This window comes from uncultured Acetobacterium sp., assembly GCF_927416815.1.
GTDB lineage: Bacteria > Bacillota > Clostridia > Eubacteriales > Eubacteriaceae > Acetobacterium.
Window position 1 is genome coordinate 1 of sequence record NZ_CAKMJU010000046.1, and the last position, 10,250, is coordinate 10,250.

The 10,250-nt window shown below is 46.6% G+C and carries 14 protein-coding genes and 1 pseudogene; all 15 read right to left on the reverse strand.

What is annotated here, in order from left to right; translation table 11 throughout:
• Positions 1 to 885: pseudogene (locus QZ998_RS08075) on the reverse strand (phage tail protein); the annotation flags it as partial.
• A 100-nt stretch (positions 886 to 985) separates the two neighbouring features.
• Entirely contained in the window at positions 986 to 1,153 is a 168-nt protein-coding gene (locus QZ998_RS08080) for a hypothetical protein (protein ID WP_296559558.1), read from the reverse strand.
• Positions 1,154 to 1,164: 11 nt separating this feature from the next.
• Positions 1,165 to 1,566 (reverse strand): hypothetical protein, encoded by a 402-nt coding sequence (locus tag QZ998_RS08085; RefSeq protein ID WP_296559575.1) that lies wholly within the window; start codon positions 1,564 to 1,566, stop codon positions 1,165 to 1,167.
• Positions 1,566 to 2,141, reverse strand: coding sequence for a major tail protein (locus tag QZ998_RS08090; protein ID WP_296559560.1), 576 nt, complete (start codon positions 2,139 to 2,141; stop codon positions 1,566 to 1,568). The genes QZ998_RS08085 and QZ998_RS08090 overlap by 1 nt, the downstream gene beginning before the upstream one ends.
• Complete coding sequence (locus QZ998_RS08095; protein ID WP_296559562.1) at positions 2,141 to 2,485, reverse strand: hypothetical protein; 345 nt, start codon at positions 2,483 to 2,485, stop codon at positions 2,141 to 2,143. The genes QZ998_RS08090 and QZ998_RS08095 overlap by 1 nt, the downstream gene beginning before the upstream one ends.
• Positions 2,482 to 2,913: an HK97 gp10 family phage protein gene (locus QZ998_RS08100; RefSeq protein ID WP_296559563.1), complete on the reverse strand. Its 432-nt coding sequence runs from the start codon at positions 2,911 to 2,913 to the stop codon at positions 2,482 to 2,484. Before QZ998_RS08100 ends, QZ998_RS08095 begins: the two co-directional genes overlap by 4 nt.
• On the reverse strand, positions 2,906 to 3,238 hold the full coding sequence (locus tag QZ998_RS08105; protein WP_296559564.1) for a head-tail adaptor protein: 333 nt from the start codon (positions 3,236 to 3,238) through the stop codon (positions 2,906 to 2,908). The genes QZ998_RS08100 and QZ998_RS08105 overlap by 8 nt, the downstream gene beginning before the upstream one ends.
• A 2-nt stretch (positions 3,239 to 3,240) precedes the next feature.
• Positions 3,241 to 3,552: a head-tail connector protein gene (locus QZ998_RS08110; protein WP_296559565.1), complete on the reverse strand. Its 312-nt coding sequence runs from the start codon at positions 3,550 to 3,552 to the stop codon at positions 3,241 to 3,243.
• Positions 3,553 to 3,571: 19 nt separating this feature from the next.
• Positions 3,572 to 3,784 (reverse strand): head fiber protein, encoded by a 213-nt coding sequence (locus QZ998_RS08115; RefSeq protein WP_296559567.1) that lies wholly within the window; start codon positions 3,782 to 3,784, stop codon positions 3,572 to 3,574.
• A 7-nt stretch (positions 3,785 to 3,791) separates the two neighbouring features.
• The gene (locus QZ998_RS08120) at positions 3,792 to 4,988 is read right to left on the reverse strand and encodes a phage major capsid protein (RefSeq protein ID WP_296559569.1); all 1,197 of its coding nucleotides are present in this window, start codon (positions 4,986 to 4,988) and stop codon (positions 3,792 to 3,794) included.
• 12 nt (positions 4,989 to 5,000) lie between these two features.
• Positions 5,001 to 5,687: a head maturation protease, ClpP-related gene (locus tag QZ998_RS08125; RefSeq protein WP_296559570.1), complete on the reverse strand. Its 687-nt coding sequence runs from the start codon at positions 5,685 to 5,687 to the stop codon at positions 5,001 to 5,003.
• On the reverse strand, positions 5,662 to 6,915 hold the full coding sequence (locus tag QZ998_RS08130) for a phage portal protein (protein WP_296559571.1): 1,254 nt from the start codon (positions 6,913 to 6,915) through the stop codon (positions 5,662 to 5,664). Before QZ998_RS08130 ends, QZ998_RS08125 begins: the two co-directional genes overlap by 26 nt.
• Positions 6,916 to 7,070: 155 nt before the next feature.
• A complete protein-coding gene (locus QZ998_RS08135) occupies positions 7,071 to 8,672 on the reverse strand; it encodes a terminase TerL endonuclease subunit (protein ID WP_296559572.1) in 1,602 nt (533 codons plus the stop codon).
• 35 nt (positions 8,673 to 8,707) lie between these two features.
• Positions 8,708 to 9,685 (reverse strand): N-acetylmuramoyl-L-alanine amidase, encoded by a 978-nt coding sequence (locus QZ998_RS08140; RefSeq protein WP_296559573.1) that lies wholly within the window; start codon positions 9,683 to 9,685, stop codon positions 8,708 to 8,710.
• Positions 9,686 to 9,774: 89 nt separating this feature from the next.
• Positions 9,775 to 10,224, reverse strand: a complete 450-nt coding sequence (locus QZ998_RS08145; RefSeq protein ID WP_296559574.1) for a gamma-glutamylcyclotransferase family protein — start codon at positions 10,222 to 10,224, stop codon at positions 9,775 to 9,777.
• Positions 10,225 to 10,250: the final 26 nt, after the last annotated feature.

The window sequence follows — 10,250 nt, forward strand, 5'->3', positions numbered from 1 at the left end:
GGCATCCCGCTCAGCGCCTTCTTCCATTTTGCCAAGAGCGTCGATGGTCTCCCAATAGACGTCTTCACCATTTCTGAGGGAGCCATCGGCATTGGAGACAGCCACCCCTAAACGGCTATAGGCTTCGATCATATCGGCTGAACCATCTCGAGCTGAGGACATCGACCGGATCTGTTTGGCCATGGAGCCGGTGAGCGTTTCCATGGAAACATCCACTAATTCAGCCGCATATTTATAAGCTTGCAGGCTTTCAGCCGAAACCCCTGCAATGGTAGACGTCGTCAGAATTTCATCGGCATAGGCAGCGGCTCCCACAGTCATATCCGTGAGTGACTTAGCCGATGAAACGGCTGCGGCACCAACCGCGACAAAGGCGGTACCCATGGCGATACCGATACCTTTAAGCGTCGCTCCTAAAGCACTAAATTTACCGCCCGAACTTTCTGCTTTACTCACAGTATCATTGAGCGACTTACCAAACTGCTCGGCCTGATTTTCGGCATCATCAAACTCATCCCCGATTTCAGAAAGCGCTTTTTCATTTTGTCTGATTTCATGCTCCAAACCATTGAGATGCGCCTTGGCATTATTCAGTTGGATTGCCCAGTTCTGGGTGCGCCGATCATTCTCGCCAAAGGAGGTGGCTGCATTGTCCAGAGCTTTTTCCAGGACTTTGATTTTATCCTTCTGAACATCCATCTCCTTGTTCAACAGCTGGTTTCGGGCGGTGACCGCTTCGATGCTTTTATCCTGTCGGTCAAACTGGGACTCGATCAGTTTCATTTCACTGCCCAGTACTTTGAAGGATTGATTGATATCCCGGAGGACGTTCTTAAATTCCTTCTCACCTTCGACCCCGATTTTCAAGCCGAAATTATCTGCCACTCTGCATCACCTCCTATTTTTGGGCATGAAAAAACCACCATACGAATGATAAGTTGGTGTTTCGATTTCTAAATATTCTTATGAATTTTATGAAGTTTTCTTATGGAATAATATCATCAATCGTCCATTCCCGTTTTGGTTTCTCCATGCCTAAAAACTGTTTATGACAAGTCCAAAGATCAAGTAGCTGACCCAATGGCATCAGCCAGACCTGATCCTCAGTTCGGTTTAAATGGACGGTGCCATAATATAAAAGTCGAGTAAACAATGCGGCATCATCTACTCGACTTTCACGTTTTTTAAGGGTTCACCCTCAGAAGTATCATCTTCGCTTTCGACATGACGCTTGGTGCCATTGACCATGGCATCGGTGATGGCGTTTTTATAATCCGCCAGCTCCATGGGGGTGGTTAACAGCTCGACGGCTTCTTCGGTGAGTAGCGGTTTCTTATCTCCATTTTGAAGATTATGAATCAGAATGCTTTGATTGGCCAGCAGGGCGATCAGCCAGGTCACCTCATCTAGAGCCATTTCAAAGTTTTCATTCTTCATTAGGGTTTCACCAAGACTTGCCAGTCCTCCATAACGTTTGGCGATTTCCTTGGTGGCTTTGGTGGTAAAAATCAGCGGATATTCCACACCACCGATTGTAACGACAGCGGTTCGATCCTGATCCATCATCATGGTGTTCCTCCAATACTGGCCATTGTATTTAGCCAGGTCTTGGCTTCAGCTTCGGTTGGGAAGGTGGCTTCTTCTTTCCAGACATCCAGTACATTAGTCAGAATGGTGCCTTCAATGGTCGGGGTCTGGAAGTTGATGGCTTCACCCCGGGTTTCCATGCTTTCGGATGGAACGCCGAATTTTACCTTGGTGAGCCAGATCGCCCTGAAGCCTCGGATATTGTTTTTAATGCTAGTGGCATAAAAGCCGACTCCCACAAAAGCACCATCATCCGATCCTTTAGCAGTCATTTTCTTATTGGTCCCAGGATCAATAGTCGTCAGGGTATGCCCAAGAATCAAGGCTCGAGTTTCATAGTCCAGATGATCCCCATTAAGGGTAAGCTTGCCAGACTTAAACTCTTTGACATTTTCAATGATCCGATCATCGCCCCGCAGCACCCCTTCATTCACTTCGATACTCATATCGGCCTTGATGGCGTAGGCCATGATTTTTCCACCGGTATAGGTGGCTTCGGTTTCTGTTTCTGTCAGTTTTGAACAGATGAGATATTTAAGTCCAATTTGTGCCATTAGTTTTCCTCCATATCATAGTCTTTTGCCACATCGATGGCATAATGATAATAGCCGGTGTCATCCTCATGACCGACATAGCGCCGATCGGTGATGACAAATCCGGCTTTAATTAAAGCTGTTGTGAGTCGATTTTTTAAAGCAATGTAGTTGTTCTTACAAAAGATCGAAATCCGCACTTCCTCAACTGTACGCAGAGGCAGATCGTCGCCATAGAGTGCAAAGGTATCTGTCAGCGGGGTCACCACCATATACTCGTATGATGGTTCTTCAGAAAATTTCCCAGTTTCCACCAAAACATTGAGTCCGCTAATGATCTGATTGAGTTCAATTAAACTGTTCATAGGCTATCAATCTCGCTTTCCAGTTTGTTTTTCATCGCTTCGATACAGGATTTCCGGGACTTTGCTTTTGCTGGTTTTAGAAACGGTTTCGGCAGTTGGCCGCTTTTGCCATATTCCAGAATATTGCCAATCTTGGCATTGCTTTCGCCACCAGATCGGGGTTCAGAAAAACCAATCTTAAGATTGTAATTACCAACACTGTCTTGTTTCACTGGAGACACTCCCAGGGCTGCTTCGAGCTCACCGGTTGAGCGACTCTTGAGTTTCGTCTCGCTGCCAATCACCGCACTGAGATTACTTTTGACTTTTTCGAGTACGACTTCGCCACCGGCTTCTAAAACTTTGGGGATGATTTCATCGGACTTTTCAGCCAGTTGTGAGATCTTAAGCAGAAAATCGTCCGGCATTTTGATCGTAATTTTAGCCATTGGTGTCCATCCTTTCACAGAGTACTTCGATATACATCCCTCTGTTTTTGACATCCTCAACTGAAACGATGTTATAGCGTCCGGTATCACAGACGATTACCATGTTGGTTTTAACTGTGATGCCGTGAATCCTGCGAAAGCGAAAAAGTGCTGAAGCCGACGTAAAAACAGCCCGGTTTTTCCAGCTTTCATTGCCATGGCGATCCTCTTTATAGGCTCGCACTGATGCAATGATGGACTCACCGGTGCTTACAAACCCCTCAGGATCCTTAACCGGTTGATTGGTGATCAGATCAATCATGGTATTCATTTTTCCATAGCTCATAGTTACACCTTAAAATCCTTATTCATATCCAGCAGCCGATTAACCACTGTCCAGACCTGGTTGCTGGCCTGAACGTTATCAGCAAAAAAGCCCCCAGTACTACCATCCCGACTTTCATAGAAATGGGAGGATAATATGATTACCGCCTGTTCAGTGGTGGGGTGCATGTCATGCTTTGCATAAAAGCCATCTTCTTTTTTCTGATAGCTTTCGGCATATGCGGTGGCAGTTAATATCAGGTTTTGTAGGAGCTCATCGTCTTGGTGATGCTCGAGAATCAAATTGGCTTTGACTTTTTCCAGGAGTGTCTGCATCACTGCCACCTCATTTCATTTATTCGTTTTTCATTAAACCAGCTGCTTTAAGCTTTGCAAGCAGGGCATTAAAATCCGTCACCAGTCCCGCAATGGTCGTCGCGGTACTATCGGCCTGATTGGCGGCTTGGGGTAGGCCCAATAAAACAGCACCCTCTTTAATGTCGAGAGTGCCACCAATTACGGTTTTATCGCCGCCGTCACTTGTATAATTCTTTGTCGTATAGCTCATGATCCACCTATGCCTTTTGTTTCAGGGTCTTGATCGCTTCGGGTAAGATCAGCTTGCCATCGACCCGCTGGGTGGCCATAAAACCCACCTGACCAGTAGTTGCATAGAGTTCATTAAGTCGTTTGAACGAACGACCCTGACGATCAGCTATCCAGTAATAACTAAAATCTCCAAAAGCAACCGTTTTTGCCCCAGCCGCAATCGTTGGAACATAGGAAGATGTTTTAACCGGACTATTGAGAATGGTATCCGGGGTTCCAGCAGTAATGGATGGTTGCCAGATGTAGTTCCCATTGCCATCTTTGAGTTTTCGGATGGCTTTAACCGTGGCATCGTTAAGAATAAAGGTGGCGCTTTTTCGATAGGGCGATTTAAGAGAATAATAGAGATCCATGATCTCATCCACCGTAATGGCGGTGGCACTGGCTGTGGTAATCCCATCCTGAGCGCCTCCAGTGGTATTGAAGATTCCGGTGGGTTTACCAACACCATCACCGATGAAAAACGCTTCTTCCTCTTTCGCTCCGATTCGACGGGCAAATTCCCTGGCAATGTAGGCTTCCAGATTAAAAACAGAATCATTTAAGAGTTCTTCTGATACTTTAAGCAGGGTTCCCAGCTTATAAGCACTGATGGAAACTTGTCCAAAGGAATCATCGCTCTCTGGGGTTGCCCCTTCTTCTTCAATCCAAGATGCGGATCCTTTAGTGGCTACAACTGGAATTTTTCTGTCCCCGCTAGCGGTGGTAATGACCTTGGCCAGAGTTCTAAAGATATTTTCTTCTTCCAGACCTTCCACCAGGGTGCGTTCAAACTCATCGGGAACCAGATAACCACCTTCGCTGTCACTGCCAATTTGCAGAGCATTGGTAATTTCAAAGCTTAGGGTCTTGTTGCGCATGGCGTTCCAGAAGGACTTCGCATACTCATCGCTGCCTCGACCAGTTTTAGAGTCGGTCATGCCCTCTGGTTTTCCGGTAATCGGGGTATTGAGCGGTTTTGAAAACTCCAGATCCATGGACTTCTGACGCTCTAAGCGATCAATCTCTTTCCCAAGACCCACCACATCCGCTTCCATTTTTTCATAGACTTCAATGTCGACAGCTGCAAGCAGACCATCCTGATTTCTTTTTTCATCCAGGAATTTTTTCGCATCTTCCCAGACTTTGGCTCGTTTTTCTCGTAATTCTAAAATTTTATTCATGGTTTCCTCCATTTATTTAATCAAATTTAATCGTGTCTCAAACACGTCGACCGGTATTCCGACAGGGGTTTGGGGCTTAGGGATTAGCTTATCCAGCAGGGAGTTGGTCACCGCCTGCCGGGAAAAGCTGTAATTCAAAACTTCTTCACAATCTTCATTTTTCTCAAACAACATTTCATCGGCAAAGCCAAGCTCCAGCGCTTTATTGGCATTGAGCCAGGTTTCACCGTCCATGAGCTTGGAGAGCTTCTCTCTGGTCTGGCCAGTTTTTAACTCATAAGCATTGATGATACTTTCCTTCACCTCATCTAACATCTGAATGGCTTTTTTCATCTCACTGCTGTCACCAATGGCTACAGTAAGCGGATTGTGGATCATAATCAAACTTAAAGGTGAAACTTTAACTATAGTGCCTGCCATAGCAATGACTGATGCTGCACTGGCAGCGATCCCATCAATCTTGACGGTGACATTGCCCTTATAATCCATCAGCATGTTGTAAATCTGACTGGCAGCAATGCAATCGCCTCCAGGACTGTTAATCCAGATATCAATATCACCCTGACCAGACATCAGCTCGTTTTTAAACTGCTGCGGGGTAATGCTGTCATCAAACCAGCTTTCTTCCGCGATTGCGCCATTTAAATAAAGAGTACGTGTCCCATCTTCATTCTTAATCCAATTCCAAAATTTCTTCATTTGTTTCCTCACTTTCTGTGTCTCCATTTTTGGCAAATGCGCCAGCATCTTGAAGTTTCGTCATCGCGCCGTTAATCAAAAATAAGTCCCCACCTAGTACTTCAGGGATGCGGTTCATGTTTTCCAGTTCTCTAATATCATTGGCCGAAAGCCACCCGTTTTGTCGTCCAGTGGCATAACCAGCCATTCGGGATTCATAGTCCCCACGTAAAAGCCCATCCACTGAAAAGCGGATGAAATATTTCTGCTTTTCAGAATCGCTTAGCAGAGCTTTCTGCATTGATTGTTCCCAGCGTATCACCCAGGGATCCAGCGTGTACTTCACAAACTCCAATGACTGTTGTTCAATATTGGAAAAGCTAGACTTCTCCAAATCCCCAATCATATGAGGTGGAATTCTAAAAATCCGGGCAATTTCATTGATCTGAAACTTCCGGGTTTCTAAGAACTGGGCCTGCTCTGGTGGTATGCCGATGGCAGTAAAGCGCATCCCTTCTTCAATTACGGCAATACGATGGGCGTTGCTGCTTCCTTGATAAACCGCATTCCAGCTTTCCCGGACACGTTTGGGGTCTTTTACGACTCCCGGGTGTTCAAGGACCCCTCCGGGATTGGCTCCGTTAGCAAAGAAGGCTGATCCATACTCTTCAGTAGCGATGGCCATACCGATGGCATTTTTAGCCATGGCAATCGGTGAATAGCCGATTAATCCATCAAAACCAAGGCCTGGAATATGCAGAACCATTTCTCTACGCATCACCACTTCGCCCTTATCACTCTGATATTTGTAGAAAAGCTCTCCATTTGATGCTCGATCGACCGTCATTTTGTCTGGCATTAAGGGATAAAGCGCCAACACCTGTCCCCTTCCATCGCGGATAATCTGGGCATAAGCGTTGCCCCATAATAAAAGATGACTCATCAGTGTTTCTCGGAACACAAATGAAGTCATCTCATTGTTTGGTTCTTGATATAATAGTCGGTATAAGGGATGTTTTATGGCTTTTTGCTTGCCATCATCCGTGTATTCAAAGGTATGAAGCGGCAAACTGGCGATTGTTTCAGCTAGGATTCGCACACATGAATACACCGCTGTCGTCTGCATTGCTGTTCGTTCATTGACAGTTTTTCCAGCGGTTGTTCCACCGAAGAAAAAACTAAAGGGGTTGTTATCAAGATAATTCTTTGGCTTATCGCGTGAATGGAATAGATTTTTTAATCGACTCATGGGTTCCTCCTTAGAAATGAGCGTAAAAAAGTACAGAATGGTTGAAATTAATCATTTCTTTCTGCACAATTTTAGTCACAAAATGTGCAGAAAGAATTTTTTTAGGCAGAATGAAAACAGTCATTTATGCTGCATCGCATGTCTGTATTTTCTAACTACAAAATCAAAATCCCTCGTTCATCATAAACACTCCCACCAATATTCCCACCGCAACGGATTGCCCGATCCAGGGCCATAATGGTGGCCACGGCCCCATCAATCCGTTCGGTGGATTTTTCTTTGTCTGGTTTAATGTTTCCCGCTGGATCCGTCCGGACAAAGATGTTGTCCATCATCCATCTAAGCACCGGGTGCCCACCATGAGCGATTTTTTCCTCCAGCGTCAGCTTCATCAGCTCTTTGGTTGGTGGCGACATATCTTTGAAACCTTGACCAAAGGGAACGACGGTAAAGCCTAAACCTTCCAGGTTTTGCACCATCTGAACCGCGCCCCAGCGGTCAAAAGCGATTTCTCGGATGTTATACTTGGTGCCCAGTTCATCGATGAAGTTTTCGATAAAGCCATAATGAACCACATTTCCTTCGGTGGTCTGCATATGGTTTTGTTTTTCCCAAACGTCATAGGGGACATGATCTCGCCGGACTCGCTGTTCGATGTTTTCTTCGGGGATCCAGAAAAAAGGCATGATGACATATTTCTCATCATCATATTTTGGCGGAAAGACCAACACGAAGGCCGTGATGTCAATGGAGCTGGAGAGATCCAGGCCGCCATAGCATTCTCGACCAAGCAAATCGTCCGGATCGATCATCTGATCGCACTGATCCCACTTTTCCATTGGCATCCACCGAACGGATTGTTTAACCCATTGGTTGAGCCGCAGCTGCCGAAAGAGATTCTCTTCAGCCGGGTTTTCTTTGGCATTCTCACAGGCAACCTGGATCTTTTCGATATCAACGGTGATGCCCATGGAAGGATTGGCTTTTTGCCACACCTTCGGGTCCGTCCAATCCTCGTTTTCTCCGGCACCATAGATGACCGGATAAAAGGTGGGATCAATCTTTCTCCCAGCCAGAATATCCTCAGCTTTCTGATGGACTTCCCAGCAAATCGAATGACGATCGGTCCCAGCGGTGGTAATCAGAAAATAAAGCGGCTGTTTTCTGGCGTCCCCGGAGCCATGGAGCATAACGTCATAGAGGTTTCGATTGGGTTGAGCATGCAATTCGTCAAAGACCACACCATGAACGTTAAGACCATGCTTGGTGTATGCTTCCGCCGACAAAACCTGATAGAAGCTTCCCAGTGGTTTATAGACCAGTCGCTTCTGGGATAAGATCGGTTTGATTCTGGATTTAAGGGCCGGGCATTGATCGACCATATCCACGGCCACATCAAAGACGATGGAGGCTTGCTGACGATCCGAAGCGCAACCGTAGATTTCTCCGCCGTGCTCGTAATCACCACAAGTTAAGAGTAGTGCTACTGCAGCAGCGAGTTCAGACTTGCCTTGTTTTTTGGCGATCTCGATATAGGCGGTATTAAATTGCCGAGCCTGATTGGGTTTTAGAATCCCAAAGACATCCCGGATAATCTGCTCCTGCCAATCAATCAGTTCAAAGGGCTGGCCATGCCATTGGCCTTTGGTGTGCTTAAGGCAATTGATAAATGAAACTGCCAGATCGGCACGGTTTTGATCGAAGATAGAAGTGTTCTGTATAAAAGGTGTTGGTTGGTAGTTTTCCAGATAGCGCATGGCCGACCACTCCTTTCTTTGAAGTAGTAACGATTTTAACTGTTAAAATAGGCCAGGATTCCTTCCAGAATACCCTGAGCCTCCAGCTCAGCACCGCCATTACTAAAGAAATAACAGTTGCTCGGGGAGGTGGTAAACAGACCTTCTGTAATAATCGCTGGCATATTGGAATAAGTGACATCGGAATCATCGCGCTGGATAATCCCCCGGTTGGCTAATCCCATACGATTGCACATCCCATTAAGTGCCAATTGGGCTAGTCTTAAGCCACTGGTACTCCCGGGATAACAAATGACCAGGGTACCACTGGATTCCGGACTGGCTGATCCATTGTGATGGATGCTGACAAAAATATCGGCATTGTTAGCATTGGCAATGGCCGGACGGTCACTTAAAGCCATCCAGCGATCATCGGTTCGGGTATAAACAACGCTGAAACCGCGTTCCTTAAGTAGTTGGCCCAGTCGTAGACTCACCACCAGATTCATATCCTTTTCCTGCAGGTTGCCACAGGCCCCCGGATCGGAGCCGCCATGCCCGGGGTTGATGCACACCAGCTGGCCATTGTCCGTGCCATTAGGGGGAGTGGTCGGTGTTGGTTTAGATATGGGTGTGGTCGTTTCGGTCTGGTTTGCCGCCGATGGTATTTCAATACCCAGTGACTTCAGTGTTTCATTCCCAACAATCCCATCAACAGCTAACCCATTTCTTTTTTGAAAATCTGTGATGGCTGCCAGGGTCTCCGATCCGACAGCGCCATCGATTGCGAGGGGGTAGCCATTTTTTGTCAGGGCTTCCTGAATCAATCTGATTTCTCCCATTAGGGCGGCATCGGACTGATCCCCATAAATGCCATCCGGCTCCAAACCGTGATAGGCTTGCAAGGCCAGTACGGCTTCCTGGGTTTGACTCCCAAAGTCGCCATCGATCGTTCCGGCGGCATAAGCACAGAAATTTAAATCTCGTTGCAATTGGGCCACATTGGTGCCCATGGTTCCTATTTCAAGATACATTTTTTCCTTTCCCTGTTGCCTGTAAAAACAGACAACAAAAAAGCACCCCGCAAGAGATGCTTAAAAAATTGATATGTTGTTACACGATACTATCCAATTGCAGCTTCGGTTGAATCACTGACCGCCTGCCGTAGGATGCCAACATCAAACCCGGCGGCTTTGTAGCCTTCCAGAATGACGCTGTAGTAGTAACAGCTTGGTAGTCCCAAGGGCCGGTTCTCGTTCATCATGTAAACCATGGCTTTTGTCAGCCGTTTGCCGATGCGAACAGTGATGGTTTCTTTTCGATATAGAATCGGCCAGCCTTCGTAATGGTCCAGGGCGGCTTCATCTTCCGGGGTGATTTCCCAGACCAGCACTGGCACCCGGCTGCCTTGTTGGGGTTTGATGGTGGCCACCGCGCCATCGTGGGGGCCTTTAAAGAGCAGTTGATAGCCGTCAAGGGTGAGCGTGTCAACCACCCGGGCAGTGGGGCAGCGTTTGGCCATTTGGGCCAGATTTAAGTTTGAGCCATAGGCCAGATACAGTTTAGTCTTCATGTCTTTTTCCTCCTTTTGAACCGGGG

Excerpts from the sequence above, each read along its gene's own strand:
- QZ998_RS08100 (WP_296559563.1), bottom strand. The coding sequence starts at position 2,913 with ATGGCTAAAATTACGATCAAAATGCCGGACGATTTTCTGCTTAAGATC.
- QZ998_RS08105 (WP_296559564.1), bottom strand. The coding sequence starts at position 3,238 with ATGAGCTATGGAAAAATGAATACCATGATTGATCTGATCACCAATCAA.
- QZ998_RS08130 (WP_296559571.1), bottom strand. The coding sequence starts at position 6,915 with ATGAGTCGATTAAAAAATCTATTCCATTCACGCGATAAGCCAAAGAAT.
- QZ998_RS08110 (WP_296559565.1), bottom strand. The coding sequence starts at position 3,552 with ATGCAGACACTCCTGGAAAAAGTCAAAGCCAATTTGATTCTCGAGCAT.
- QZ998_RS08115 (WP_296559567.1), bottom strand. The coding sequence starts at position 3,784 with ATGAGCTATACGACAAAGAATTATACAAGTGACGGCGGCGATAAAACC.
- QZ998_RS08140 (WP_296559573.1), bottom strand. The coding sequence starts at position 9,685 with ATGTATCTTGAAATAGGAACCATGGGCACCAATGTGGCCCAATTGCAA.
- QZ998_RS08125 (WP_296559570.1), bottom strand. The coding sequence starts at position 5,687 with ATGAAGAAATTTTGGAATTGGATTAAGAATGAAGATGGGACACGTACT.
- QZ998_RS08095 (WP_296559562.1), bottom strand. The coding sequence starts at position 2,485 with ATGAACAGTTTAATTGAACTCAATCAGATCATTAGCGGACTCAATGTT.
- QZ998_RS08085 (WP_296559575.1), bottom strand. The coding sequence starts at position 1,566 with ATGATGGATCAGGATCGAACCGCTGTCGTTACAATCGGTGGTGTGGAA.
- QZ998_RS08145 (WP_296559574.1), bottom strand. The coding sequence starts at position 10,224 with ATGAAGACTAAACTGTATCTGGCCTATGGCTCAAACTTAAATCTGGCC.
- QZ998_RS08135 (WP_296559572.1), bottom strand. The coding sequence starts at position 8,672 with ATGCGCTATCTGGAAAACTACCAACCAACACCTTTTATACAGAACACT.
- QZ998_RS08120 (WP_296559569.1), bottom strand. The coding sequence starts at position 4,988 with ATGAATAAAATTTTAGAATTACGAGAAAAACGAGCCAAAGTCTGGGAA.
- QZ998_RS08090 (WP_296559560.1), bottom strand. The coding sequence starts at position 2,141 with ATGGCACAAATTGGACTTAAATATCTCATCTGTTCAAAACTGACAGAA.